This is a genomic window from Streptomyces sp. NPDC088785, from assembly GCF_044750685.1.
In the GTDB taxonomy this organism is placed as follows: Bacteria; Actinomycetota; Actinomycetes; order Streptomycetales; family Streptomycetaceae; genus Streptomyces.
Map to the genome: position 1 here is coordinate 782,893 of NZ_JBIVKH010000002.1, position 26,617 is coordinate 809,509.

Genomic DNA, 26,617 nt, shown 5'->3' on the forward strand with positions numbered 1-26,617 from the left:
CCGAGAACGGTCACGAGAACACCGGCGTCCCGTCCCGCGTCAGCCTCCAGTCCACCGACGCGAAATCGGCCGGGTCGAGGACGCCCTTCGCCGTCACCCACTCCGCGATCCGCGTCCGGATCTCGATCGACTCCGACCACAGCTCCGGCGCCGACGCCACGTGCGGGAACGCGCCACCCCCGTTCGCCCGGTAGTTGTTCACCGCGAACACGAACTGCGCCGCGTCGTCCAGCGCCGCACCCCGGAACGTCAGATTCCTGATCCGCGACCCGGCCGGCTGCGTGATGTCGATGTCGTACGCCAGCCCCGACACGTAGTCGTAGTTGTAGTCCGGCCGGTTCTCCGCGTTCGTCAGCTTCTCCACGTCCACGGCCGCGTCCGCCGCCGTCCGCACGAAGTACTGCGCCGAGTACTCCAGGTACGCCCGCACCTGCGCGCCCGTCAGCAACTTCGCGACCAGCGTGTTGTCGTACACGTACAGGCTCGACAGATCACGGATCGTCACGTCGCCGGCCGGGATCTCCGACGTGCGCGAGAACGGCGACGCCTGCGACAGCACCGGCAGCGACGCGTACTGCGTCGACTTCAGCGCCTCCGTCACCACATCGGCCTGCACCTGGTTGATCAGATCGATGATCGGCGCGTCCTTGTACCGGGCGTCCTCCGTCGTCAGCGTCGTCGTCGCCCGCCCCACCACCTGGTTCACGTACTTCACGACCAGATCGTGGTCGGCCTTCAGCAACTTCGTGATCTTCGGGTCGTCCGGCACCGAGTTCGAGTTCAGCAGCTTCGACGACACCGAATCGACCGACCAGCGCCCCTTCTCCCACACCAGCTCGAAGTCGAACTGCGCCAGCCGCTCCGCGTAGCACAGCGGCTCCGCGAGAACGACCGTCCGCCCCGTCTTCTCGTTCGTCACCAACTGCTGCGCGATCTCCACATGCGCGTGCCCGACCAGGATCGCGTCGATGCCCGGCACCTTCGCGGCCACACTCGCCGCCGCGTTCTCCACGTACGGCAGCTGGTCGCCCCACGACGAGGTGCCCGACGCGCCGGAGTGCGCCGAGACGATGACGACGTCCGCACCCATCGACCGCAGCTTCGGCACCCACTTGGCCGCCTGCTCCTCAAGCCCCGGGAACTTCAGCACGCCCTGCACGTACGCCTTGTCCCAGATCGCGATGCCCGGATTCGTCAGCCCCAGGATCGCCACCTTCACGTCCCGGCCGTGCGGCGTGCGCAGCTTCTTGATGACGTACGGCCGGAACGCCGGCTTCTCCGTCTTCGCGTCCACCGCGTTCGCCCCCAGCAGCGGGAAGCGCAGCTGCGACTCGAACGCGCGCAGCGTGTCGATGCCGTAGTTGAACTCGTGGTTGCCCAGCGCCGCCGCGTCGTAGCCGATCGCGTTCATGGCCTGCGCCATCGGATGCACCGGACCGTGCGCCGCCGTGATCGGGTCCACCCGCGCGAAGTAGTACGACAGCGGCGTGCCCTGGATGGTGTCACCGGCGTCGATCAGCAGCGTGTTGTGCCGGCCCTTCTCCTCCCGGATCCGCCGCACCAGCGTCGAGATCCGCGACAGGCCCTGCGCGTTGCCCGCCGCGTCCTGGTACTCGGCGTCCTTGTAGTAGTCCCAGTTGAAGACGTGACCGTGCAGGTCCGTCGTGCCCATGACGGTGAACGCGTACCGCTTCCGCCGCGTGGGCGGCCGGTGGGAGTGGGCCTGCGCCGACGGCGCGGCCACCGCACCGGCCAGCGCCGCACCGGCCCCGGTCGCGGCGGACTTGCCCAGGAAGGATCTGCGGTTCAACGGCATGGAAGAGCTCCTGACCTACAGGGACGTTCGGACGTTCGCGCGGCGCCGGGCACAGGCCGTTCGACCGGGCGCGCACCATGGCAACGCGCGTAGATTCTGGCGCAGGCGACCCCCTGCGCAACAGCCCCCGCAGGTTTCTATCTGGTGACCTGCCGCCGAACACGAACAGTGCCAAAGTGGGATCCATGACCCACGACGACCAGAACCCCGGCCACCACCCGAGCGTCCCGCACGGAACACCCGAGGCCCCCCGCCTGGCCGTCCGCGGCGAAGCCCACCTCGAAGCCGACCCCGAACTCGCCCGCATCGGCATCACCGTCACCGCCCGGGGCACCGACCGCCGCGCCGCCCTCGACGACCTCACCCGCCGCAACACCACCACCCTCGACCTCGTGAAGACCTACGGAGAAGCCGTCGAGGAACTGGAGACCGGCGCCTTCTCCCTCACCCCCGAATTCACCAAGCACGGCCGCGGCGAACGCATCCGCACCTACCACGGCAGCGTGCATCTCACCGCTCTCCTCGCCGACTTCACCGCACTCGGCGAACTCGTCACCCGGCTCGCCGACCAGGAACTCACCCGCGTCGACGGCCCCTGGTGGTCCCTGCGCCCCGCCTCGCCCGTCCACGCCACCGCCCGCCGGCAGGCCGTCCACGACGCCGTCCAGCGCGCCCGCGAATACGCCGACGCCCTCGGCACCACCCTCGCCGCGCTCGTCGAACTCGCCGACATCGGGGCCGAGGACGCCCACCGCCCCATGTCCTACGGCATGTCCCGGGCCGCCATGGTCCGCGGTCCCGTCGACGACACCGCGGCCCCCGCCCTCGACCTCGAACCCGAACGGCAGCACGTCCACGCCACCGTCAACGCCCGGTTCACCCTTCACCCGCCCCACCTGCAATGAGCGGAATAAATGCTCATCGGAGCAGCATGCCGCGCAAATTCAAAACATGATGGCTCTTGTCAATAGCCCTTCACGCAAAGGACGTTGAGTAGTCATACCCATCCAATTACCTACCCGCCGGTAGGGCCTAGGCTCGAACCATGCGCCGAGCAAAGATCGTCTGTACCTTGGGCCCCGCCACCGACTCGTACGAGCAGATCAAGGCACTCGTAGAAGCCGGAATGGACGTAGCCCGCTTCAACCTCAGCCACGGCACCTACGCCGAACACGAGGAGCGCTACCAGCGCGTGCGAAAGGCCTCCGACGAGACCGGCCGCAGCGTCGGCGTCCTCGCCGACCTTCAAGGCCCGAAGATCCGCCTCGGCCGCTTCAGCGAAGGCCCCGTACTCCTTGAACGCGGGGACGAGTTCATCATCACCGTCGAGCACGGCGTCCAGGGCGACCGCCAGACCTGCGGCACCACCTACAGCGGCCTCGCCGAGGACGTCACACCCGGCGAGCGCATCCTCGTCGACGACGGCAAGGTCAGCCTCGAAGTCACCCGCGTCGACGGCCCCCGCGTGCACACCGAGGTCGTCGAAGGCGGCATGGTCTCCGACCACAAGGGCCTCAACCTCCCCGGCGTCGCCGTCTCCGTCCCCGCCCTCAGCGACAAGGACGAGGCCGACCTGCGCTGGGCCCTGCGCACCGGCGCCGACATCATCGCGCTCTCCTTCGTCCGCAGCGGCCGCGACATCGAGGACGTCCACCGCATCATGGCCGAGGAGGGCCGCCACCTCCCCGTCATCGCCAAGGTCGAGAAGCCGCAGGCCGTCGAGAACATCGAGGACATCGTCGCCGCGTTCGACGGCATCATGGTCGCTCGCGGCGACCTCGGCGTCGAGATGCCCCTGGAGCAGGTGCCGATCGTCCAGAAGCGCGCCGTCAAGCTGGCCAAGCGCAACGCCAAGCCGGTCATCGTCGCCACCCAGATGCTCGACTCGATGATCGAGAACTCCCGGCCCACCCGCGCCGAGGCCAGCGACGTCGCCAACGCCGTCATCGACGGCACCGACGCCGTGATGCTCTCCGGCGAGACCAGCGTCGGCAAGTACGCCATCGAGACCGTCAAGACCATGAGCCGGATCGTGGAGGCCGCCGAGGAGGACATCCTCGGCAAGGGCCTGCCGGCCCTCAACGAGCGGAACAAGCCCCGCACCCAGGGCGGCGCCGTCGCCCGCGCGGCCGCCGAGATGGGCGACTTCCTCGGCGCCAAGTTCCTCGTCGCCTTCACCCAGTCCGGCGACACCGTCAAGCGCCTCTCCCGCTACCGCTCGCCCATCCCGCTCCTCGCCTTCACGCCGGTGGCCGCCACGCGCTCCCAGCTCAACCTGACCTGGGGCGTCGAGACCTTCCTCGGCCCGCACGTCGACTCCACCGACGCCATGGTCGCCCAGGTCGACGACCAGCTGCTGAAGATCGGCCGCTGCCAGAAGGGCGACATCGTGGTGATCACGGCCGGCTCCCCGCCCGGCGTCGCCGGCTCGACCAACCTGGTCCGCGTCCACCACATCGGCGAGGACGACAGCCCCAAGTAGCCCCCACCCACCCACCACCGAGGGCCGCCCTTCCACTGGTGAGGGGCGGCCCTTTCACGGTGCCGGGTCAGGGGGCGGTGGGGTCGGTGGGGTCGGTGGGGTCAGTGTTTCGGGCCTACGTGGAGGTCGAGGAGGGCGACGGCTTCTTTGCGGGCGATGGAGATGTTCCGGCTGCCGGCCCGCTTCCAGGCGACACCGACCGCGTCGAGGGTGCTGGTGAAGAGGCGTGTGATGTCGCCGGACAGATTGGTGAAGAAGTAGCGCGGATACTCGTAGCGCTTCGGCCTGCCGCCGATGGTGCGCGTCGTCCAGTTGGTGATGCGGCACCCGTCGGAGTGGATGAGCCCGCGGAGGAAGTCCCAGGGGTGCGCATCGACGATCTCCCGCTGCCAGGGGGCGAGCACGATCGCGCGGTCGTGCTTCTTGCCGGGGCCGTGCTGGGGGAAGAGGCAGGGCCAGTGGTTGCTGTAGCAGGTGACGTCCTGGCAGCCCTGCCGCTGGACGCGGAAGACCTTGTCGGCCGGGCGCGCGGCCCGGACGGCGTCGGCGCACCGGTCGATGAGGCCGGGCCAGGCGTCGGCGCAGGCGATGCGCAGGAAGTACGTGCCGCCGCGGAAGCGGCTGATGCAGCCGTCGCCGAGGTAGAGGCCGAGCAGGTAGGAGTACGCGGCCGGGTCCTCGGGGGGCCGTGGGGTTCCGTCGCATCGCGGGCACGGCGCCGAGCGGCTCCGGCCGAGTGGTTCGAGGCGCTGTCCCCAGGAGCGGAGGGCGGCTCGCGAGATGCCGGTCTCCTTGCTGACGGAGTTCAGGCTGCGGCCCTGGGCCACCAGTGCGAGCGCCCGCTCGCGCGTGCTCATGTCGTACATGCGAGCAGCGTGGGAGAGTGCGCCGGGCGACACGCAGCAAAAAGCGGACGTTCACGAGAACGCGATCGTCCGCTTTTCTTCCTTGACCTTGGAATCCAAGGAAAAGTGCCCCGAGTCGGATTCGAACCGACGCTGTATGGGTTTTGAATCCATGGCCTCTACCGCTGGGCTACCGGGGCCCCCTTCAAAATGAAGGTTGGCGGCCACCCGCCGTGTGAACACCATACCGCAGCTAGGTACGCTCTTGGGAGCAGTACCCCCGCCCTGCTCACCCAAGGAGCGCCCCCGTGACCGGCCCCGAGTCGACCCAGCCCGCTGACGCCGCCGACGACGACAAGTCGCACGTCCCGCCGCTGACGACCCGCGTCGTCATCGCCGAGGACGAGGCCCTGATCCGCCTCGACCTGAAGGAGATGCTCGAGGAGGAGGGGTACACCGTCGTGGGCGAGGCCGGTGACGGTGAGCAGGCCATCGAGCTGGCCCGTGAGCACCGGCCCGACCTGGTGATCCTCGATGTGAAGATGCCGAAGATGGACGGCATCAGCGCGGCGGAGAAGATCGCCGAGGAGTCGATCGCCCCGGTGCTGATGCTCACCGCGTTCTCGCAGCGCGACCTCGTCGAGCGGGCCCGGGACGCCGGTGCCATGGCGTACCTGGTGAAGCCGTTCAGCAAGAGCGACGTCGTCCCGGCGATCGAGATGGCCGTCTCGCGCTTCACGGAGCTGAAGACGCTGGAGAAGGAGGTCGCGGACCTCACCCAGCGCCTGGAGACGCGCAAGCTGGTGGACCGCGCGAAGTCGGTCCTCCAGACGGAGTACGGCCTGACGGAGCCGGCGGCGTTCCGCTGGATCCAGAAGACGTCGATGGACCGGCGCCTGTCGATGCAGCAGGTCGCGGAGGCGGTCATCGAGGACGCCGCGGAGAAGAAGGCCGCCAAGGGCTGACCCCGCGCCGAGCACGACGTGAGGCCCGCACCCCGGAGAGGGGCGCGGGCCTCACGTGCGTGCGGGGACGGGCCGCTCAGTCCTCGCCGAGGTAGGCCTTGCGGACCGACTCGTCGTGGAGGAGGTCCTGGCCGCTGCCGGACAGGACGATGGAGCCGATCTCCATGACGTGCCCCTGGTCGGCGAGGGAGAGCGCGGCCTGGGCGTTCTGTTCGACCAGGAGGATGGTCGTGCCCTGGGCCTTCAGCTCGGCGATCGTCGACATGATCTTCTGCATCATGATCGGCGAGAGGCCCATGGAGGGTTCGTCGAGCATGAGCAGCTTGGGCTGGGACATGAGGGCCCGGCCCATGGCGAGCATCTGCTGTTCGCCGCCGGAGAGGGTGCCCGCGGCCTGCTTGCGCCGTTCGCCGAGGATCGGGAACAGGTCGTAGGCGCGCTGGATGTCCTTCTGGACGCCCGCGGTGTCCTTGCGCAGGAAGGCGCCGAGCTGGAGGTTCTCGGCGATGGTGAGGCGGGGGAAGATCCGGCGGCCCTCGGGGGAGTGCGCGAGCCCCATGGAGACGATCTTGTGGGCCGGGACCGCGTTGAGCGGGGTGCCGGCGAACGTGATCTTTCCGCTGACGGGCTTGAGCAGTCCGGAGAGGGTGCGCAGGGTGGTGGTCTTGCCGGCGCCGTTGGTGCCGATGAGCGTGACGACCTGGCCCTCCTCCACGGTGAAGGAGATGCCCTTGACGGCTTGGATCTTGCCGTAGGCGACCTTGAGGTCCTCGACCTCCAGAAGCGCGGTCACTGGTCGTTCCCTTCGGCTGCGTCTGCTGCTTCGGCTGCTTGGACCTCTGCGAGGGCGGGGTCCTCGGGGGCGCCTTCGAAGGGGGTGCCGAGGTAGGCGGCGATGACGCGTTCGTCGCCCTGGACGACGTCGCTGGTGCCCTCGACGAGTTTCTCGCCCTGGACGAGGACGGAGACGCGGTCGCAGAGGTTGAAGATGAAGCGCATGTCGTGCTCGATGACGAGGACGGCGATGCCCTGGTCGCGGATGGCGAAGACCAGTTCCTCGGTGGCGCGGGTCTCCTGCGGGTTCATGCCGGCGGTGGGCTCGTCGAGGAGGAGGAGTCCGGGGTCGCTGGCGAGGGCGCGCGCGATCTCCAGCTTGCGCTGTTCTCCGTAGGGGAGGTTGCGGGCGAGGTGGTCGCGCTTCTTGGCGAGGCCGGTGAACTCCAGGAGTTCCATGGCGCGTTCCTCGGAGGCCCGCTCCGCCTTCTTGAAGCCGGGGCCGCGCAGGAGGGCGGACCAGAGGCCCTCCTTGGTCCGGGTGTGGCGTCCGACGAGGACGTTCTCCAGGACGGTCATGTTGGCGAAGAGGCGGATGTTCTGGAAGGTGCGGGCGACGCCTGCCTGGGTGACGAGGTGGGGCTGGGGCGGCAGGACGGTGCCCTTGTAGGAGACCTTGCCCTCGGTGGGGACGTAGAGGCCGGTGAGGCAGTTGAAGAAGGTGGTCTTGCCGGCGCCGTTGGGGCCGATGAGGCCGACGATCTCGCCTTCTCCGACGGTGAGGTCGACGTCGCGGACCGCGGTGAGGCCGCCGAAGCGCATGGTGACGCCGGTCGCTTCGAGGACGGTCGTGGTGGTCGTGGTGGTCGTCATGGTGGTCACGCCCCAGCCTTGGTGACGGCCGGTTCCTCGGGCAAGCGCTGTTCTGGCACGTCGAGTTGGTCGGTCTCGTGGAATTCGAGCTGCTTGCGGCGGTCGGCGATGAGGCCTTCGGGGCGGAACCGCATCAGGAGGATGAGGGCGACGCCGAAGAGCAGGAGCTGGTACTCGCCGATGAACTGGAGCTTGGCGGGGATCAGGTAGAGCAGGGCGGCGCCGACGAGGGGTCCGCTGACCGTGCCCATGCCGCCGAGGATGACGGCGGCGAGCAGGAAGGCGGAGTTGGGCGGCGCGTTCTCCACGAACTTGTACTGGTCGGGGGTGACGGAGTACTGGACGTGGGCCTGCACGGTGCCTGCCATGCCGGCGAGGGAGGCGCCGAGGGCGAAGGCGAGGAGCTTGAGCCGGAAGGTGTTGATGCCCATGGCCTGCGCGGCGGTCTCGTCCTCGCGGATGGCGACCCAGGCGCGGCCGATGCGGGAGGTGCCGGCGCGGCGGAAGACGGTGACGACGATGATGGTGAAGACCAGCATCAGCAGGTAGTAGTTGGCGAAGCGGCCGAGGTCGACGCCGAGGACGGTGTGGGTCTCGCCGAGGTCGAACCCGAAGATCTTGAGGTCCGGGATGTTCGGGATGCCGTTGGGTCCGTTGGTGACGTCGGGGCCGGAGTCGCCGTCCAGGTTGTTCATGGTGATGCGGAAGATCTCACCGAAGCCGAGGGTGACGATGGCGAGGTAGTCGCCGCGCAGTCGCAGGGTCGGGGCGCCGATGACGATGCCGAAGACGAGCGAGGCGCCGGCGCCGGTGAGGACGGCGGCCCAGAAGGGGAAGTGGACGCCGATGGTGGAGTCCGGGGAGCCGGAGACGAGGGCCGCGGCGTAGGCGCCGACGCCGAGGAAGGCGACGTAGCCGAGGTCGAGGAGTCCGGCGAGGCCGACGACGACGTTGAGTCCGAGGGCGACGGTCGCGAAGACGAGGATGTTCGCGGCGACGTTGGTGTACGTGTCGTTGGTCTGGGTGAAGGGGAACGCGGCGGCGGCGACGAAGGCCGCGGTGAGCGCGATGGTGCGGTGCTTGGCGGTGAGCGCGGTGAGGCGCGCGGGCAGTCCGGTCTTGGTCAGGGCGACGCCGCCGAAGAGGACCAGGATCAGGAAGCCGGTGAAGAGTTCGACGTACTCGGTGTCGATGCCGTACGTGAAGACGTAGAGGGCGATGCCGAAGGCGACCGCGATGACCAGGATCTCGGCCCAGGAGGGCAGGCTGATCGTGGCGGGGCGGGCGGCGGGTGCCTTGAGGGCGGTGCGCAGGCGGTCCCAGGCGCCGGTGGCGGCGGGGTCCGGCTCGTCGGCGGGGAGGCCGAGGGCGCAGAGGGCGGTGAGGAGCGCGGCGATGCCGGCGATCCAGGCTCCGGGTTCGAGGTTGACGACGCCGCCGAGCCGGTAGCTGATGGCGCCCATGGTGTAGCCGGTGGTGCCGAGGGTGCCGAGGGCGAAGAGCAGGGTGGGGGCGGTGGTGCCGCCGGGGGTGAGCCAGCGCAGGCCGCGGATGCCGAGGGCGGAGAGGCCCAGCAGCAGGGTGATGAGGGCGCCGATGAGGGTGAGGACCTGGAGGCCGCCGGGGTAGCCGGTGACGGTGAGGTCGCCGGGGAATTCGGCGGTCCAGGTCCAGGCCAGGAAGGTGGCGACGGCGGTGACGACCGCGCCGCCGAGGGTGCCGTAGCGGGCGGCCTTCTCGGGCAGCGGGAGGAGGGCGCTGTGCGGGGCCCGTCCGCCGGCCGGGGTGGTGGTCGTGGTGTCGGTCATCGTGATCACGCCCTGTCCGCGACGCGCTCACCGAGCAGGCCCTGGGGGCGCAGCAGGAGCACGAGGATGAGGAGGACGAAGGCCCAGACGTCTTTCCAGGCTCCGCCGCCGAGGAGTTCCATGCCGGGGATGTCCTGGATGTAGGCGGTGGCGAGGGCTTCGGCGAGGCCGAGGGCGAGGCCGCCGATCATGGCGCCGTAGATGTTGCCGATGCCGCCGAGGACGGCCGCGGTGAAGGCCTTGAGGCCGGCGATGAAGCCCATCTTGAAGCCGACCTGGCCGTACTTGAGGCCGTAGGCCATGGCGGCGACGGCGGCGAAGGCGCCGCCGATGGCGAAGGCGGTGACCACGATCCGGTCGGTGTTGATGCCCATGAGCTGGGCGGTGTCCGGGTCCTGGGAGGTGGCCTGCATGGCGCGGCCGGTGCGGGTGCGGGCGACGAAGTAGGCGAGGAAGCCCATGCACACGGGGGCGGCGATGATGAGGAAGAGGTCGCCGCGCTGGATGGTGAAGGCGCCGAGGTCGATGGGTCCGCCGGAGAACTGGGGGAAGGTCCGGTCGGCCTTGGCGTCGGGGTAGAAGGCCCAGACGGCCTGCTGGAGCGCGATGGAGAGGCCGATCGCGGTGATGAGCGGGGCCAGCCGGGGGGCGTTGCGCAGCGGGCGGTAGGCGAAGCGTTCGGCGCCGACGGCCACGAGGACGGAGCAGGCGATGCCCATCAGGAGCATGAGGGGCATGGCGATGGCGAGGGACGTGCCGCCCGGGAGCCAGAGATACATGGTGAGGGCGCCGAAGCCGCCGATCATGTAGATCTCGCCGTGGGCGAAGTTGATGAGCTGGATGATGCCGTAGACCATGGTGTAGCCGACGGCTATGAGGCCGTACAGGGCTCCGAGGATCAGGCCGTTGACCAGCTGCTGCGGCAGATCGTGCACCGCTGGGCCTCCGAGGTTGTCTCAAGTGCGAGGGCGCGGGGGGCTGTTGTGGTGCCCCCCGCGCCGTGGGCTGGTGCGGTGGGATCCCGGAGAGGGTTACCGCGGGTGGTCCCGGTGGGTTACTTCTCCAGCTCGCCGGTCTTGACCGGGGTGTGCTTGCCGCCCTTGACCTGGTAGACGGTCAGGGTGCGGTTGGTGGTGTCGCCGTACTCGTCGAAGGCGACCTGGCCGGTGACGCCGTTGAAGGAGACCTTCTGCGTGGCCTCGGTGATCTTGGCGCGGGCGTCGGAGGGGAGCTTGCCGTCGTTGTCGTTCACGACGCTCTTGACGGCCTGGATGATGGCCCAGGCGGCGTCGTAGGAGAGGGCGCCGTAGGTCTCGTACGGGTCGCTGTAGCCGCCGGCCTGGTAGTCGGCGATGAACTTCTTGGCGGTGTCGAGCTGCTCCGGCGGGGCGCCGACGGAGGTGGCGAAGTCGCCTTCGGCGTTCTTGCCGGCGAGCTTGACGTAGTCGGCGCTCTGGAGGGCGTCGCCGCCGATCACCGGGATCTTGGCTCCGGCGTCCTTGATCTGCTTGGAGAGCGGGGCGCCGGCCGGGTACTCGCCGCCGTAGTAGACGAAGTCGGCCTTGGAGTTCTTGATCTTGGTGGAGATCGCGCCGAAGTCGCGGTCGTCGGGGTTGATGTGGTCGGTGGCCACGACCTTGCCGCCCAGCTTGGTGAATTCCTGGCGGAAGGTGCGGGCGAGGCCGGCGCCGTAGGTCTTCTTGTCGTCGACGGAGTAGACCGTCTTGAGCTTCAGGGTGTTGTACGCGTACTGGGCGGCGTACGGGCCCTGGAGCGCGTCGGTGGTGGCGGTGCGGAAGTACGTCTTGAACTGGCGGGTCTTCTTCGTCGCGTAGTTGGCGCCCTGGGTGAGCTCGGGGGCCGTGTTCGCGGGCGAGATCTCCACCAGGTTCGCGGAGTTGAAGGTCTTCTGCATCGACTGGGCGACGCTGGAGTTCAGCGGGCCGACGACGCCGAGGACGTCCTTGTTGCCGACGAGCGTGGTGGCGTTCTGGCCGCCGGTGGAGGGGTTCGCGACGTCGTCGAGCGCCTTGATCTGGAAGGTGACGCCCGGGACTTCCTTGTTCTTGTTGGCGGTCTTGGCGGCCAGGTCGACGGAGTTCTTGATGCCGATGCCGATGGCCGAGAGGTCGCCGCTGAGGGGGGCGTCCACGCCGATGACGACGGTGGTGTTGCTCTTGTCGCCGGACTTGTCGCCGCCTTCGTCGCGCGATCCGCAGGCGCTGAGCGTGAGTGCTCCGGTCGTGAGCACTGCGGTGAGTATGAGCTGAGAACGGTGTCGCACGATCAATCCTCTCCCTGGCGCGGCCCTTTGGTCGGGGGCCGTGTGTCTCGCCGGGCCGTACGGGGTGGTACAGGGGCCGTGCAAGTGACGCGCCCGGCGGCGCGGTGACTGGCCGTGACTATAAGCGCAGGTGGGGGAGTGCAGCGTGGATGCGGGAGAGGCTGTGACGCTCTTGTTATGCCGGGGCGGTTTCGGCGGGGTGCGGTGTGGGCGATTGGGGCGGATGTGCCGGTGGCGGAAAAGATCGCTTGCTGAGAACGCCCAGTTCTTCCAGGGGACTTGAGGTGATCTTGGTCGGGTGGATGGCGGTGGTTTCGGGCGGTTGTGTCCGTCAGGGGAGGGTCGCGCCGGGCGTGGGCGCGGCGCGTGGCCTTCGCATTGCTTCGTTGCGGCAGAGGTAACGGATTGTTACCGCTGTGTGAGTTCGGAACGCGGGCGGGGCGGGGGCCGGGAGGCGCGGTACGCGCGGTGGGCGCGGGTGGGCGGAGGGTGCGGGGAGTGGCCGGCGGAGCGGGGGGCGGGGGCTCGCCGGGCGGTCCCGGAGGGGCGAAGTGGCGCCGGGACGGAGGGAGGTGGGGCGGCGAGGAGGTGCGGCGCGGACGCGGGGGGCCGGGTGCGCGGGGGTGCGCCCGGGGCTGCCGTGCGCGGTGGGTCCGCCGTGACGTGGGGCGTCAACTGGGCTTTTCCGGACCGCATCTGACTGATCATCACCGGGGCCGGGCGGGCGGCGCGGATCGGGTGCGGCGGAGCGGTGGGGGCGGCGGCCGGGCGGCGGGGCGCGGACGCGGCCCCGGGCGGCGGCGGGGCGCGGGATTCCCGGCCGGGGCGCCGCCGGGCGGGGTGGCGGCGCGGGGCGCGGCGCCGGGCGCGGGGAGCCGCTGACGGCGCGGCGGCGCCGCGGCCCGATGACCGAACGGGCACGGGCGCCGCTACCGAGGGTGGCGGTCGGTGCCGAGGAGTAAGGGGTGAGGGGCGCGGTCGGGGTCGTACCGCCGCGGGGCCCGGGCGGGCGGCGGCACGAGGGGGCCGCGGTGCCCGGTCCGGCCGATGTCGGTGCAGGTCATGCGGGAACGCGGAGGCGGCGCGGGGTGCCCGCCGACGCCGTCCGCGCCGGACTGTCGGGCACCTCACCGCCCCGTCCCGGCCGCACCCGGCCGGGGCCGGTCCGCTCAGGCCGCCGGCGGCGCCGCATCGGTCAGGGGGGCTTCCTTGAGCAGGCAGGTCAGACGGGCGGAGCAGACCCGCCGGTCCTGCTCGTCGCTGATCACGATGTCGTACGTGGCCGTGGTGCGGCCGCGGTGCACCGGCGTGGCCACCCCGGTGACGAAGCCGGAGCGGGCGCTGCGGTGGTGCGTGCAGTTCAGGTCGACGCCGACCGCGAGCCGGCCGATGCCGCCGTGCAGCATGGCGCCGACCGAGCCGAGGGTCTCGGCGAGCACGGCGGAGGCGCCGCCGTGCAGCAGGCCGTAGGGCTGGGTGTTGCCCTCGACCGGCATGACGCCGACCACCCGGTCCGCGGACGCCTCCCTGATCTCGATGCCCATGCGGGTGCCGAGGTGCCCGGCGGAGAACAGCGCCGGCAGGTCGATGCCGTAGTCCGCGTACTCGTCGAGGACCTCCTGCGGGAACTTCACCTGGTTCTGCTCGCCCATGGACCCTGCTCCGTCCGTCGTTCCTGAGTGTCTGGGTGCGTCGTACCACGACGCACGCTCGCTGAGCGAACGCTCAGTCGGTGCCGGATTGTTCCAGGCGCACCACGACGGACTTGCTGGCGGGGGTGTTGCTGGTGTCCGCGGTGGCGTCCAGCGGCACCAGGACATTGGTCTCCGGGTAGTACGCGGCCGCACAGCCGCGGGCCGTCGGATAGTGCACGACGCGGAAGCCGGGGGCGCGCCGCTCCACACCGTCGCTCCACTCGCCGACCAGGTCGACGTAGGAGCCGTCGGCGAGGGCGAGCTCCTTGGCGTCCTCGGCGTTGACCAGCACCACCCGGCGGCCGTTGCGGATGCCGCGGTAGCGGTCGTCCAGGCCGTAGATGGTGGTGTTGTACTGGTCGTGCGAGCGCAGCGTCTGGAGCAGCAGCCGCCCCGGCGGCAGCCGGGGGTACTCGACCGGCGCCGCCGTGAAGTTGGCCCTGCCGGTGGCCGTCGGGAAGCGGCGCTCGTCGCGCGGCGCGTGCGGGAGGGCGAAGCCCGCCGGGTCGGCCACCCGCGCGTTGAAGTCCTCGAAGCCCGGCACCACCCGGGCGATGCGGTCGCGGATCGTGGCGTAGTCCCGCTCGAAGTCCGCCCAGGGCACGGCCGAGTCGGGCAGCACCCGGCGGGCCAGCCGGGTCACGATGGCGGGTTCGGACAGCAGGTGGCGGCCGGCGGGCTCCAAACGGCCGCGCGAGGCGTGCACCATGCCCATGGAGTCCTCGACGGTGACGAACTGCGCGCCGCCGGCCTGGAGATCGCGCTCGGTGCGGCCGAGGGTGGGCAGGATCAGCGCGCGGGCGCCGGTGACGGTGTGCGAGCGGTTCAGCTTCGTCGACACGTGGACGGTGAGCCGGGCGCGGCGCATGGCCGCCTCCGTGACCTCGGTGTCGGGGGAGGCGGAGACGAAGTTGCCGCCCATCGCGAAGAAGACCCGCGCGTCGCCGTCGCGCAGCGCGCGGATGGCCCGGACGACGTCGAGGCCGTGCTCGCGCGGGGGAGCGAAGCCGAACTCCTTCTCCAGGGCGTCCAGGAAGGCGGGCGCGGGGCGCTCGAAGATGCCCATGGTGCGGTCGCCCTGCACGTTGCTGTGTCCGCGCACCGGGCAGACCCCGGCGCCGGGCCGGCCGATGTTGCCCCGCAGCAGCAGGAAGTTCACCACTTCGCGGATGGTCGGCACGGAGTGCTTGTGCTGGGTCAGGCCCATCGCCCAGCACACGACCGTGCGGCGGGAGGCGAGGACCATCTCCAGGGCGCGCTCGATGTCGGCGCGGGACAGGCCGGTCGCGGTGAGCGTCTCGTCCCAGTCGGCGGCGCGGGCGGCCTCGGCGAACGCCTCGAAACCGTGGGTGTGCTCGGCGATGAACGCCTCGTCGGTGGCGCCGTCGGTGGCGAGGATCAGCTTGTTCAGGAGGCGGAAGAGGGCCTGGTCCCCGCCGAGCCGGATCTGGAGGAAGAGGTCCGTGAGGGTGGCGCCCTTGGTGAGGCCCTTCGGCGTCTGCGGGTTCTTGAACTTCTCCAGGCCCGCCTCCGGCAGCGGGTTCACCGAGATGATGCGGGCGCCGCCCGCCTTGGCCTTCTCCAGGGCGGAGAGCATCCGGGGGTGGTTCGTGCCCGGGTTCTGCCCGGCCACGATGATCAGGTCCGCCTTGTAGAGGTCCTCCAGCAGGACGCTGCCCTTGCCGACGCCGATGGTCTCGGTCAGCGCCGACCCGGACGACTCGTGGCACATGTTCGAACAGTCGGGCAGGTTGTTCGTCCCGAACTCGCGGGCGAAGAGCTGGTAGAGGAACGCCGCCTCGTTGCTCGTGCGCCCCGACGTGTAGAACACCGCCTCGTCGGGGGAGGCGAGCGCCGTCAGCTCCTCGCCGATGATGTCGAAGGCCCGCTCCCACGTGACCGGCTCGTACCGGTCCCCGCCCTCGGCCAGGTACATGGGGTGGGTGAGGCGGCCCTGCTGGCCCAGCCAGTACCCGGAGCGGGTGGCGAGATCGGCGACCGGGTGCGCGGCGAAGAACTCGGGGGTCACCCGGCGCAGCGTGGCCTCCTCGGCGACCGCCTTCGCGCCGTTCTCGCAGAACTCCGCCGTGTGCCGGTGCTCCGGCTCGGGCCAGGCGCAGCCCGGGCAGTCGAAGCCGTCCTTCTGGTTGACGCGCAGCAGGGTCAGGGCGGTGCGCTTCACGCCCATCTGCTCGCGCGCCATCTTCAGCGTGTGCCCGACCGCGGGCAGCCCCGCCGCGTGATGCTGCGGCGCCACGACCTGCGGTGCGTCCTGAACCGGATCGGATGCGGGCGGCTTCGCGGCCATGTCGGGCTCCCCTTCGAGCGGTCCTGCGCGGTCCTGCGTGGTCCTGCGGGCGTGCTGTGAGCTGCTTCTCCGATCCTCGCACGGAGGTCCGACGGCGTCGCCGCCCGGTCGGGGTGGACCGGAGTGTCAGTGGGGTCTGGCAGGATCGGGGACGTGGCAGAAAAAGCAGCGAAGACGGCGAAGAAGACGGCGGCTGGCGCGACGAAGGCGGCGGACAGCGGCGCCGGCGGGCGCCCCCGGCTGATGCTCATGGACGGGCATTCGCTGGCCTATCGCGCGTTCTTCGCGCTGCCCGCGGAGAACTTCACGACGGCCTCGGGCCAGCCCACGAACGCGATCTACGGCTTCGCGTCGATGCTGGCGAACACCCTGCGTGACGAGTCGCCCACCCACTTCGCGGTGGCGTTCGACGTGTCCCGCAAGACCTGGCGGTCCGAGGAGTTCACCGAGTACAAGGCGAACCGGTCGAAGACCCCGGACGAGTTCAAGGGCCAGGTCGAGCTGATCGGCGAGCTGCTCGACGCGATGCACACCCCGCGCTTCGCCGTCGACGGCTTCGAGGCCGACGACATCATCGCCACGCTCGCCACCCAGGCCGAGGCCGCGGGCTTCGACGTCCTCATCGTCACCGGCGACCGCGACTCCTTCCAGCTCGTCTCGGAGCACGTGACGGTGCTGTACCCGACGAAGGGCGTGTCCGAGCTGACCCGGTTCACGCCGGAGAAGGTCGAGGAGAAGTACGGCCTCACCCCGGCCCAGTACCCGGACTTCGCGGCGCTGCGCGGCGACCCGTCGGACAACCTGCCGGGCATCCCCGGCGTCGGCGAGAAGACGGCCGCGAAGTGGATCAACCAGTTCGGTTCGTTCGCCGAGCTGGTCGAGCGCGCCGACGAGGTCAAGGGCAAGGCCGGGCAGAACTTCCGGGACCACATCGAGGCCGTGAAGCTCAACCGCCGCCTCACCGAGATGGTCCGCGACGTCGAGCTGCCGAAGACGGTCGCCGACCTGGAGCGCACGGCGTACGACCGGACCTCGATCGCGATGATCCTGGACACCCTGGAGATCCGGAACCCGTCGCTGCGCGAGCGCCTGTTCGCCGTCGACCCGGGCGCCGCCGAGGCCGAGGCGGCCCCGGCCGAGCCCGGCGTCGAGCTGGACGGCACCGTGCTGGCCACCGGCGAGGTCGGGCCCTGGCTCGCCGAGCACGGCACCGCCGCCCTCGGCCTCGCCTCCGTCGACACCTGGTCGCTCGGCACCGGCTCGGTCACCGAGGTCGCGCTCGCCGCCGCCGACGGCGAGGCCGCCTGGTTCGACCCGGCGCAGCTGGACGAGGCCGACGAGAAGGCGTTCGCCGGCTGGCTCACCGACGCGGCGCGGCCGAAGGTGCTGCACAACGCCAAGAGCGTGATGCGGGTCTTCGCCGAGCACGGCTGGCGCATCGAGGGCATCACCATGGACACGGCGCTCGCCGCGTACCTGGTCAAGCCGGGCCGCCGCTCCTTCGCGCTCGACGCGCTGTCCCTGGAGTACCTGGGCCGCGAGCTGGCCCCGGCCGGGGCGGCCGACGGACAGCTCGCGTTCGGCTCGGAGGAGGACGAGCAGGCCGAGGCCGACGCGCTCATGGTGCAGGCCCGCGCCATCCTCGACCTGGGCACCGCCTTCGGCGAGCGGCTGACGGAGGTCGGCGCGGCCGACCTGCTCACCGACATCGAGCTGCCCACCTCGGTGCTCCTCGCCCGCCTGGAGCGGTACGGCATCGCCGCCGACCGCGCCCACCTGGAGACCATGGAGCAGATGTTCGCGGGCGCCGTCCAGCAGGCGGTGAAGGAGGCCCACGCCTCGGTCGGGCACGAGTTCAACCTCGGCTCGCCCAAGCAGCTCCAGGAGGTCTTCTTCGGCGAGCTGGACCTGCCGAAGACCAAGAAGACCAAGACGGGCTACACCACGGACGCCGACGCGCTCGCCTGGCTGGCCACGCAGACCGACCACGAACTCCCCGTGATCATGCTGCGCCACCGCGAGCAGGCCAAGCTCCGCGTGACCGTCGAGGGCCTGATCAAGACGATCGCCGCCGACGGCCGCATCCACACCACGTTCAACCAGACGGTCGCCGCGACCGGCCGTCTGTCGTCGACCGACCCGAACCTCCAGAACATCCCGGTCCGCACCGACGAGGGCCGCGCGATCCGCCGCGGGTTCGTCGTCGGCGAGGGCTACGAGACGCTGATGACGGCCGACTACAGCCAGATCGAACTGCGCGTCATGGCCCACCTCTCGGAGGACGCGGGCCTGATCGAGGCCTTCACCTCCGGCGAGGACCTGCACACCACGGTCGCCTCCCACGTGTTCGGCGTGGAGCGGGACCGGGTCGACGCCGAGATGCGGCGCAAGATCAAGGCCATGTCGTACGGCCTGGCCTACGGTCTGTCCGCCTTCGGGCTCTCGCAGCAGCTGAACATCGAGGCGGGCGAGGCACGCGCCCTGATGGACACCTACTTCGAGCGGTTCGGCGGGGTCCGCGACTATCTGCGGCGCGTGGTCGACGAGGCGCGGGCCACCGGCTACACCCAGACCGTGCTCGGGCGGCGCCGCTACCTCCCGGACCTGAACTCGGACAACCGGCAGCGCCGCGAGATGGCCGAGCGCATGGCGCTCAACGCGCCGATCCAGGGCACCGCCGCCGACATCGTGAAGATCGCGATGCTGAACGTCGACAAGGCGCTCACCGAAGCGCGGCTCACGTCCCGGATGCTGCTCCAGGTCCACGACGAAATCGTGCTGGAGATCGCTCCCGGGGAGGCGGCCGCCGTCGAGGAGCTGGTCCGCCGGGAGATGTCCGGCGCCGTCTCGCTGCGCGCACCGCTGGACGTCTCGGTGGGCCTGGGCCGGGACTGGGAGTCCGCCGCGCACTAGCCCGGCGGCGGGCGGCGCTCCGGCGCCGCCCCGCTTCCCCGGCCGCGGGTCCGCCGGGGGCGGGGGCGTCCCCGGGCGCGGGCCGGCGGCCCCCGCCCACGCCGGTCCCCGCGTCCCCGCGCCCCCGAGAGCCTCCCGCCGCGTGCGCCCCCCGTTCAGCCCCCACACCGTGCCCCCGGCGGAGCGCACGGCCACGATGGGCCAATGCCGTCCCACCCCCGCCGCACCCGCACCACCCTGGTCACCCTCGCCGTCGCGGCCCTGCTGAACGCCACCCCCGCCGTGGCGGCGGCCCCCGGCGCCGCCACCTGCCGGGCGCCCCGGCATCCCGCGCTCGCCCGGCAGCTCACCCGCGACCTGAGGGCGGCACTGGCCGGACGCCGCGGCAGCGTCTCCGTGGCCGTCCACGACGACCGCACCGGGCTCGACTGCACCCTCACCCCCCGCACCCGGTACGACGCGGCGTCCCTGGTGAAGGTCCTCGTGCTGGAGGCCACCCTGCGCCGCGCCCAGAGCCGGGGCCGCGGTCCGACCGCCTGGGAGCGCGGCAACCTCGCCCCCATGATCCGCAGGTCGGACAACGCCGCCGCCGGCCGCCTGTGGAAGGACCTCGGCCGCACCCGGCTCACCACCACCCTGGCCCAGGCCGGCACCACCCGCACCGTCCTCGGCCCGTACGGCTACTGGGGCCTGACCCGCACCACGGCCGCCGATCAGCTGCGCCTGCTGAACCGGCTCACCGCCCGCCGCTCGTTCCTGACGGCGGGATCACGCGCGTACGGGCTGAGGCTGATGAGCCAGGTGCGCAGGAACCAGCGCTGGGGCGTGCCCGCCGGGATGCCGCGCGGCCTGCGCGCCCACCTCAAGAACGGCTGGCTGCCGCGGGCCACGCACGGCTGGCGCGTCCACAGCATCGGCGCGTTCACCGGCGCGGACCGCGGCTACCGCATCGCCGTGCTCAGCCACGACAACCCGTCGATGGTCTACGGCGTGCGCACCGTCGAGCGTGTGGCGCAGGCCGTCCACCGCGCGCTCAACAAGGGCCGGGCCGCCGGGGTCGGCCTCACCCCGCCGGACGGGATCAGCGAACGGCCCGACGGCTCGGTCCCGCCGGACGCACCGGACCCGGACCGTCCGGCGGGACCGGCGTGGCCGGGCCTCTTCGGGCCCGGAGTGCCTGGAGCACCCGGAGCAGGAGCGCGTACAGCACGAGCCCGATGACGAGCCCGGCGCCCCCGCCGAAGCACACGGTCGGCACGATCTCCCACGGCTTCCAGGCCATGCGCCGCTCGTCCACGTACGACAGCCAGCGCACCACCCGCGCCGCCGCCCCGCCGGCCGCGCACCCGCCGAGCACCACGAGCGCGAGCCACCGCCGCCCGGCGCCCGGTGCGGGCCGGCCGGCGGAGGGTTCGGCGCCGCGCACCGCCCCCCACACGAACACGGCGACGACGGCGAGGGCCAGCGCCGAACCGGCGTACTGCACGTACCAGTAGAGCGGCGACCCGGCCACGTCGTCGCCGAGCACGGGCAGCAGCCGCATGCCCCACCGGTCCCGGTGCGTGAACGCGTCCCACACCACGTGCGTGAACGAGCCCAGCACCGCGGACACGTACCACCACGACGCGCGGCCCGGCGCCCGCCCGGGACGGCCGCGCACCACCGTCCGCACCCGGGCGCGCACGGCGCCCGGCAGCAGCGCGAGCAACGGCTCGCGCACCAGCCGCCACAGCGCCACCAGCCCCACCGCGAACAGCGCGTCCACCGTGACGACACCGGTGAACGAGTGCGTGAACGCGCCGAATTCCATGGCCCCCGGCACCGCGCCCGCCGCGAAGTAGGTGAGGTCCGGCGCGAACGAACCGGCCACGAGCAGGGACGGCACGAGCCGGCCCCGCCCCGACCCGTCGCGCCGCACGAACGGCAGCACGGCGGCGGCATGGCTGATGGTGAACGGCACGGATCCCCCTGCGTCGACGCGACGGCCCGCGGTGGGCGAGCGTCGAAGCGTACGACACCACTCCGCGTCGCTTACCAGATGAATCGGTTAATAGCGGGCACGAACGGGTGTCCGTGCGCGGGAAGTTGTCGTAGTGTCGGCCACGTCGTGCGCTGGGGAGCGCGCGACGGCGCCGAGCAGCTCCGCGACCCGGGGCGGACCCGGTGCCCCGGTCGGTACGGGCGATTGCGGGAGGGGTTCGCGGCATGGCGGCGGTTTTCGGCAGGAGGCTGCGCAGGAGCGTGATGACGACCGCGATCGCCGCAGCGGCGGTGGCGGCGCTCTCCGCTTCGCAGGCGCCGGGCTTGACCCCGCCGCGTGCGGACAGCGGCCGTTCGGCGCCGGACCGGTCCGACGGCGACGTCCCCGACACCGCGTCGGGCCCCGACTACTACACCGAACGGCCCTCGGAGGACAGCCCCACCGTCGAGCCGTCCGGCCCGCCCGGCACGGACGCCGGCAGCGCCGCGAAGGCCGAGGCCGGCATCCCCGCGACCGTGCTGGACGCGTACAAGAAGGCCGAGGCCGAGCTGGCGTCGGCCAAGCCCGGCTGCAACCTGCCGTGGCAGCTCCTCGCCGCGATCGGCAAGGTCGAGTCGGGCCAGGCGGGCGGCGGCGACGTCGACGCGAACGGCACCACGAAGACCCCGATCCTCGGCCCGCCCCTCGACGGCAACGGATTCGCCAGGATCACCGACACCGACGGCGGCCTCTTCGACGGCGACACGGTCCACGACCGGGCCGTCGGCCCCATGCAGTTCATCCCCTCCACCTGGGAGTGGGCGGGCCGCGACGGCAACGGCGACGGCAAGAAGGACCCCAACAACGTCTACGACGCCGCCCTCGCCGCGGGGCACTACCTGTGCCGCTTCGACTGGGACCTGTCGAACGCCACGGACCTGAACAAGGCGATCCTCAGCTACAACAGGTCGTCGGACTACCTCGCGACCGTCCTGTCCTGGATGCAGTACTACCGCAAGGGCACGTACGAGGTCCCGGACGGCACCGGCGTGCTGCCCCGGCAGCCGAGCGGCTCCGGCACCAGCCCGCTGCCCACCCCGAACCCGTCGCCCGGCACCCCCGGCACCGGCCCGTCGACCCCGCCCGGCTCCGGCGGCTCGCCGAGCCCGGACCCGAGCCCGTCCCACCCCACCACCCCGCCGAAGCCCTCCGACCCGGCCGACCCCTCGGACCCGCCGCCCACCAAGCCCGCCCCGAGCCCTGCCGAGACCGTCACCAAGCTGGCCGACGCGGACACCGGCACGCTCAGCGCGATGGCCGGCGACGCCTTCGCGGGGCAGGTCAAGGTGCGCGCCACGGACAGGACGGGCAAGGGCGTCGGCACGGTGAAGGTGCGCTTCGCGATCATCGGCGCCACCGACGCCCGCTTCGCCGGCGGCGCCACCAGCGCCGTCGTCACCACGACCGGCGCCGGCACGGCCACCGCGCCCCGGCTCACCGCGGGCGAGAAGACCGGCACCTTCACGGTCCGCGCCACCGTCGTCGGCAGCTCCGTGGCCCGCCTCGACCACACGGCGAAGGTCACCGAGCGGGCCGCCGACGCCCTGGCGCGCACCAGCGACAAGGACCTCGGCTGCGTCGCGGGCGGCACCTTCGACGCGGACGCCCTGAAGCTGAAGGCGACGTACAAGGGCAGGGCCGCCGACGGCGTCCTGGCCACCGCCACCTTCATCAAGGCGGAGGACGACCCGGCCGAGGCGACGACGGGCCCGCACTTCGAGGACGCGGACGGCAAGGCCGTGCGCACCCTCAAGGGCCTGAAGACCGACGCCGACGGCGTGCTCACCCTGCCGAAGCTGTCCGCGGACGACGCCACCGGCACGTTCCTGCTGCGGATCACCACGGCGGGCGGCGCCACGCTCACCGTCGAACTGAAGGTGACCGCCGCCCCGGCGGACACCCCGGACGACGGCGCATCCGGGAGCCCCGAGGCGTCCGCGAGCCCGTCCGCGTAACCCCTCGCGCCCACCGCGCACCGAGCCCCCGGCCGACCTCCGGCCGGGGGCTCGCGCGTGGGCGGCGGCAGGTCGCGTCCCACGTGTTCTCATCTCTCCCCGGCATTGCTACGGTGCACCGACCCAGGCCCTGACGGACCATCAGATCAAGCTTCGGGAGGCCGGACATGCGTGCCCTCATCGCGGCGGCGATCGGCCTTGCCGCGGCCCTCGCCCTCGTCCTCACCATCTCGGCGGTCGGCGCCCCGACGGGCAGCACCTCCCCCAAGCCGCTCCTCACCACCGTCCCCGCGCACCCGTGACCACCTGAACACCACTCCCCGGACCCGTAGTTGAGGAGGTGCGCCGCGATGCGCCGCAAGGCAAGCCTGATCCTGCTCGCCCTCGCCGTGTTCTGCACGGCGATGTCCCCGCTGATCCGCTGGTACGCGTTCCCGCGGCTGGCGAAGATCCCCGCGAACCAGTACCAGACGATGGTCCTGGAGGCGAAGGACGCCACCCTCGTCGACTACGGCTCGATGCAGGTCCGCAAGGTCCCCAGGCTCACCGTCGTCCAGACCCTCAAGGGGGACGTCGAGGCGTCCGACAGGATCGAGAAGAGCGCCGGACGCGACGTCGTCGTCTGGGACGGCCTCAGCTACATCCTGGGCCCCGACGGAAAGTTCGTCTCCCAGATCCCCGAGAGGTACATCTTCGACGCGCACAGCCAGGAACCCGTGCACGCCACCGGCGAATCCGTCGACGGCGACCCCGTCACCCGCGAGGGCATCGAGTTCAAGTGGCCGTTCCTCACCGAGAAGCGCAGCTACGAGTACTTCGACGCCCGCGCCCGCATCACCCGCCCCATCCACTACAAGGGCACCGAGGACTTCCGCGGCGTCACCGTCTACCGCTTCGAGCAGACCATCCCCTGGACCAAGGTGCCCTTCCCCAAGAAGCTCCCGGTCAAGGGCGTGACGGCCCAGGACATCGCCAGGACCGGCACCCAGATGTGGTACACGACCGAGCGCACCTTCCTGGTCGACCCCACCACCGGCGCGCCCGTCTACGGCGAGGAGAAGCACAAGGAGGAGATGCGCGGCGGCACCCTGCTCGGCGACCGCGACAAGGTCACCGCGTTCGCCGGCGACGTCAAGATGCGCGAGGACTTCATCCGGTCGACCGTCGACCTGGTCAAGTCCAACCGCATTCCGGTCCTGCTGCTCACCTCCTACCTCCCCTGGGGCTTCCTGGTCCTCGGCGTCCTGCTGCTCGCCCTGTCCCTGTGGCTTGAGGCCCGTGGCCGCCGCCCGGGGGACCCGGAGCCGGACCCCCTCGACGAACCGGCGCCGGTCAGCGTCTGAGCCGCGCGTTCGTGTACCGCGTCGGCTCCGCCGCCGCCGGGTCCTCGGGCCACGGGTGCTTCGGGTACCGGCCGCGCAGATCGGCCCGCACGGACCGGTAGCCGTCGCGCCAGAAGGACGCCAGGTCGGCGGTGACGGCGGCGGGCCGCCCGGCGGGGGACAGCAGATGGACGAGGACCGGCACCCCCGCCACGGCCGGCGTCTGCTGCAACCCGAACATCTCCTGCAACTTCACCGCCAGCACCGGCTGTTCGGGATCCGCGTAGTCGACCCGCACCGACGACCCGCTCGGCACCGTGATCCGCTCCGGCGCCAGCTCGTCGAAGCGCGCCGCGGCCCCGCCCGCCCACGGCAGCAGCCGCCGCAGCCCGGCCCCCGCGTCGATCCGGGCCAGATCCGCGCGCCGCCGGGCCCGCCCCAGCTCCGGCTCCAGCCAGTCGTCCACCCGCGCGTACAGCGCCTCGTCGCCCACGTCCGGCCACGGCTCGCCGACGTGCCGCCGCAGGAACGCGAGCCGCTGCCGCAGCGCGACCGCCTCCCGCCCCCAGCGCAGCAGCCCCAGCCCCTCCCGCCGCAGCCCGTCCAGCAGACCCTCCCGTACGAGGGCGGGGGACGGGTTCCGCAGCGGGCGCACCGTCAGCTCGACCGCCCCGATCCGGGTCACGTGCCGGGCCACCAACTCGCCGTCCGCCCAGACGACTTCGTCGCCCTCCGTGGCCAGCTGCGCGGCGGCCCGGCGGGCGGTCCCCTCGTCGACCGCGGCCCCCAGCCGCACCCGCGCGTGCCCGGCGCCGACCGGCCGGTCCGCCACCGCGACGGCCACCCACGCGGCGTCCCGCAGCACGGAGCCGTCCCCGAGGTCGGCCCGGGTGCCCGACACCATCAGGTACGACCCGCCCGACCGGCGCGCCACCCGCTCCGGGAAGGCGAGCGCGGCGACCAGCCCGGCGGCGTGCTCGTCGGACCCGGCGCCCTCCGGCGCCCCGGAACCACCGGACGGCCCGGCCAGCCGCGCCAGCCGCCGCACCTCCGCGCTCCACCGCCCCGCGTACGCGTCACCGCCGCGCCGGGCCAGCCGCAGCGCCTGCCCGAGGTCGTCCCCGTACCCGCGCGGCGGCTCCTCGCTCAGCAGGGCGACGACCTCCGCGGCCCGCCGCGCGGACACCACCGGCGCCGCGTCGACCAGCGCCCGCCCGAGCCGCGGATGCAGCCCCAGCCGCGCGAGCCGCTGCCCGCGCTCCGTCACCCGCCCGGAACCGGCCGCGACCGCACCGACCGCGACCAGCACCTCCCGCGCCGCCGCCATCGCCCCGCCGGGCGGCGCGTCGAGCAGCGCCAGACCGGCCGCCCCGGGGTCCCCCCAGCACGCCGCCTGGAGCGCGAACGCCGTCAGGTCCGCCACCTTGATCTCGGGGGAGGGGAACCGCGGCAGCCGCCCGTCCTCCGCCTCCGCCCAGCACCGGTACACCGCCCCGGGCGCCTCGCGCCCGGCGCGGCCCGCGCGCTGCGTCCCGGCCGCGCGCGACGCCCGTACGGTCGTCAGGGCGCTCAGCCCCCGCGCATGATCGACGCGCGGCTCGCGCGCCAGCCCGGCGTCCACGACCACCCGCACCCCCGGCACCGTCAACGACGACTCGGCGACGGCCGTGGCCAGCACCACCCGCCGCCGGGTGCCCGGCGAGAGCACCGCGTCCTGCACGGCGGCGGGCGCCCGGCCGTGCACCTGGAGCACCTCGACGTCCGCGCCGAGCCCGCCCAACTGGCCCGCCACCCGCGCGATCTCCCCGACGCCCGGCAGGAAGCACAGCACGTCGCCCGGGCGCTCGGCCAGCGCCCGCCGCACCACCGACGCCACGTGCGTCAGCAGCGCCGGGTCCACCCGCATCCCGTGCGGCGGCCGGACCGGCGCGGCCGGCGGCGCCCACACCACCTCCACCGGGTGCGTGACGCCCTCGGCCTCGACGACCGGCGCGTCGCCGAGCAGCCGGGCCCACCCCTGCGCGTCCGTCGTCGCCGACGCCGCGACGAGTTCGAGCTCCGGGCGCAGCGTCGCGCGCACGTCGCACAGGAAGGCGGCCACCGTGTCCGCGTCCAGGTGCCGTTCGTGCACCTCGTCGAGCATCACCGCGTCGACCCCGGCCAGTTCCTGGTCGCGCTGGAGCCGCTGGAGCAGCACGCCGGTGGTGACGACCTCGACGAGGGTGCCGGGGCCGACGACCCGCTCGCCGCGCACCGTGTAGCCGACCCGTTCCCCGACCCGCTCGCCCAGCAGCCACGCCATCCGCCGCGCCGCCGCCCGGGCCGCGATCCGCCGCGGCTCGGCGACGACGATCCGGCGCGGCGCGGCGCCCTCGTCGAGCAGGCCGGCGAGCACCAGCGGGACGAGCGTGGTCTTGCCGGTACCGGGCGGCGCGACGAGCACGGCGACCCCGCGCCCGTCGAGCGCGCGCCGCAGCGCGGGCACGGCGGAGCGGACGGGCAGGGCGGAGAGGGCATCGCTGCGGATCACGAGGCCCAGTCTCCTGCACCGTCGCGAG

General features: G+C 72.2%; 18 protein-coding genes, 1 tRNA gene and 1 pseudogene. 8 read left to right on the plus strand and 12 right to left on the minus strand.

The annotated features are described in order from the left end of the window. Positions 1 to 10: 10 nt before the first annotated feature. Entirely contained in the window at positions 11 to 1,816 is a 1,806-nt protein-coding gene (locus tag ACIP5K_RS09180) for a bifunctional metallophosphatase/5'-nucleotidase (RefSeq protein WP_401407041.1), read from the minus strand. Positions 1,817 to 2,001: 185 nt separating this feature from the next. Here ACIP5K_RS09180 and ACIP5K_RS09185 point away from each other — a divergent pair, with 185 nt between their 5' ends. Continuing rightward, entirely contained in the window at positions 2,002 to 2,721 is a 720-nt protein-coding gene (locus ACIP5K_RS09185; protein WP_401407043.1) for an SIMPL domain-containing protein, read from the plus strand. A gap of 140 nt (positions 2,722 to 2,861) precedes the next feature. Beyond that, positions 2,862 to 4,298: a pyruvate kinase gene (gene pyk, locus ACIP5K_RS09190; protein ID WP_401407045.1), complete on the plus strand. Its 1,437-nt coding sequence runs from the start codon at positions 2,862 to 2,864 to the stop codon at positions 4,296 to 4,298. A 101-nt stretch (positions 4,299 to 4,399) separates the two neighbouring features. Here pyk and ACIP5K_RS09195 read toward each other — a convergent pair whose 3' ends face one another. After that, a complete protein-coding gene (locus ACIP5K_RS09195) occupies positions 4,400 to 5,164 on the minus strand; it encodes a transcriptional regulator (protein ID WP_401407047.1) in 765 nt (254 codons plus the stop codon). 106 nt (positions 5,165 to 5,270) lie between these two features. Then, a tRNA-Leu gene (locus ACIP5K_RS09200) sits at positions 5,271 to 5,343 on the minus strand. Positions 5,344 to 5,451: 108 nt separating this feature from the next. Here ACIP5K_RS09200 and ACIP5K_RS09205 point away from each other — a divergent pair. After that, entirely contained in the window at positions 5,452 to 6,108 is a 657-nt protein-coding gene (locus tag ACIP5K_RS09205) for an ANTAR domain-containing response regulator (RefSeq protein WP_401407049.1), read from the plus strand. Positions 6,109 to 6,184: 76 nt separating this feature from the next. On the opposite strand, the gene ACIP5K_RS09210 is transcribed toward ACIP5K_RS09205, so the two are convergent. From ACIP5K_RS09210 to ACIP5K_RS09240, 7 genes are all read right to left on the minus strand, one after another. Beyond that, complete coding sequence (locus ACIP5K_RS09210) at positions 6,185 to 6,901, minus strand: ABC transporter ATP-binding protein (RefSeq protein ID WP_401407051.1); 717 nt, start codon at positions 6,899 to 6,901, stop codon at positions 6,185 to 6,187. Further along, complete coding sequence (locus ACIP5K_RS09215; protein WP_401407053.1) at positions 6,898 to 7,764, minus strand: ABC transporter ATP-binding protein; 867 nt, start codon at positions 7,762 to 7,764, stop codon at positions 6,898 to 6,900. Before ACIP5K_RS09215 ends, ACIP5K_RS09210 begins: the two co-directional genes overlap by 4 nt. After that, positions 7,761 to 9,563: a branched-chain amino acid ABC transporter permease gene (locus ACIP5K_RS09220; RefSeq protein ID WP_401407055.1), complete on the minus strand. Its 1,803-nt coding sequence runs from the start codon at positions 9,561 to 9,563 to the stop codon at positions 7,761 to 7,763. Before ACIP5K_RS09220 ends, ACIP5K_RS09215 begins: the two co-directional genes overlap by 4 nt. Before the next feature lie 5 nt (positions 9,564 to 9,568). Further along, the gene (locus tag ACIP5K_RS09225; RefSeq protein ID WP_401407057.1) at positions 9,569 to 10,498 is read right to left on the minus strand and encodes a branched-chain amino acid ABC transporter permease; all 930 of its coding nucleotides are present in this window, start codon (positions 10,496 to 10,498) and stop codon (positions 9,569 to 9,571) included. 119 nt (positions 10,499 to 10,617) lie between these two features. Continuing rightward, positions 10,618 to 11,847 (minus strand): branched-chain amino acid ABC transporter substrate-binding protein, encoded by a 1,230-nt coding sequence (locus tag ACIP5K_RS09230; RefSeq protein WP_401407059.1) that lies wholly within the window; start codon positions 11,845 to 11,847, stop codon positions 10,618 to 10,620. A gap of 1,169 nt (positions 11,848 to 13,016) precedes the next feature. Then, complete coding sequence (locus tag ACIP5K_RS09235) at positions 13,017 to 13,499, minus strand: PaaI family thioesterase (RefSeq protein WP_401407061.1); 483 nt, start codon at positions 13,497 to 13,499, stop codon at positions 13,017 to 13,019. Positions 13,500 to 13,572: 73 nt separating this feature from the next. Next, positions 13,573 to 15,849 (minus strand): FdhF/YdeP family oxidoreductase, encoded by a 2,277-nt coding sequence (locus ACIP5K_RS09240; RefSeq protein WP_401407063.1) that lies wholly within the window; start codon positions 15,847 to 15,849, stop codon positions 13,573 to 13,575. Positions 15,850 to 16,092: 243 nt separating this feature from the next. On the opposite strand from ACIP5K_RS09240, the gene polA reads away from it, so the two are divergent. Both polA and ACIP5K_RS09250 read left to right on the plus strand, forming a co-directional pair. Beyond that, the gene (gene polA / locus ACIP5K_RS09245; RefSeq protein ID WP_401407566.1) at positions 16,093 to 18,762 is read left to right on the plus strand and encodes a DNA polymerase I; all 2,670 of its coding nucleotides are present in this window, start codon (positions 16,093 to 16,095) and stop codon (positions 18,760 to 18,762) included. 561 nt (positions 18,763 to 19,323) lie between these two features. Then, positions 19,324 to 19,710 (plus strand): annotated as a pseudogene (locus tag ACIP5K_RS09250) (serine hydrolase); the annotation flags it as partial. Positions 19,711 to 19,843: 133 nt separating this feature from the next. Here ACIP5K_RS09250 and ACIP5K_RS09255 read toward each other — a convergent pair. Continuing rightward, the gene (locus ACIP5K_RS09255; protein WP_401407065.1) at positions 19,844 to 20,722 is read right to left on the minus strand and encodes a DUF4184 family protein; all 879 of its coding nucleotides are present in this window, start codon (positions 20,720 to 20,722) and stop codon (positions 19,844 to 19,846) included. Between the two features lie 245 nt (positions 20,723 to 20,967). Between ACIP5K_RS09255 and ACIP5K_RS09260 the strand changes: the two genes are divergently transcribed. From ACIP5K_RS09260 to ACIP5K_RS09270, 3 genes are all read left to right on the plus strand, one after another. Next, positions 20,968 to 22,737, plus strand: coding sequence for a lytic transglycosylase domain-containing protein (locus tag ACIP5K_RS09260; protein WP_401407067.1), 1,770 nt, complete (start codon positions 20,968 to 20,970; stop codon positions 22,735 to 22,737). 167 nt (positions 22,738 to 22,904) lie between these two features. Further along, positions 22,905 to 23,039 (plus strand): SPW_0924 family protein, encoded by a 135-nt coding sequence (locus tag ACIP5K_RS09265; protein WP_401407069.1) that lies wholly within the window; start codon positions 22,905 to 22,907, stop codon positions 23,037 to 23,039. A gap of 48 nt (positions 23,040 to 23,087) precedes the next feature. Then, positions 23,088 to 24,080, plus strand: coding sequence for a DUF3068 domain-containing protein (locus ACIP5K_RS09270; protein WP_401407071.1), 993 nt, complete (start codon positions 23,088 to 23,090; stop codon positions 24,078 to 24,080). Here ACIP5K_RS09270 and hrpB read toward each other — a convergent pair. Then, positions 24,070 to 26,589: an ATP-dependent helicase HrpB gene (gene hrpB, locus ACIP5K_RS09275; protein WP_401407073.1), complete on the minus strand. Its 2,520-nt coding sequence runs from the start codon at positions 26,587 to 26,589 to the stop codon at positions 24,070 to 24,072. The genes ACIP5K_RS09270 and hrpB overlap by 11 nt on opposite strands. Positions 26,590 to 26,617 lie beyond the last annotated feature (28 nt).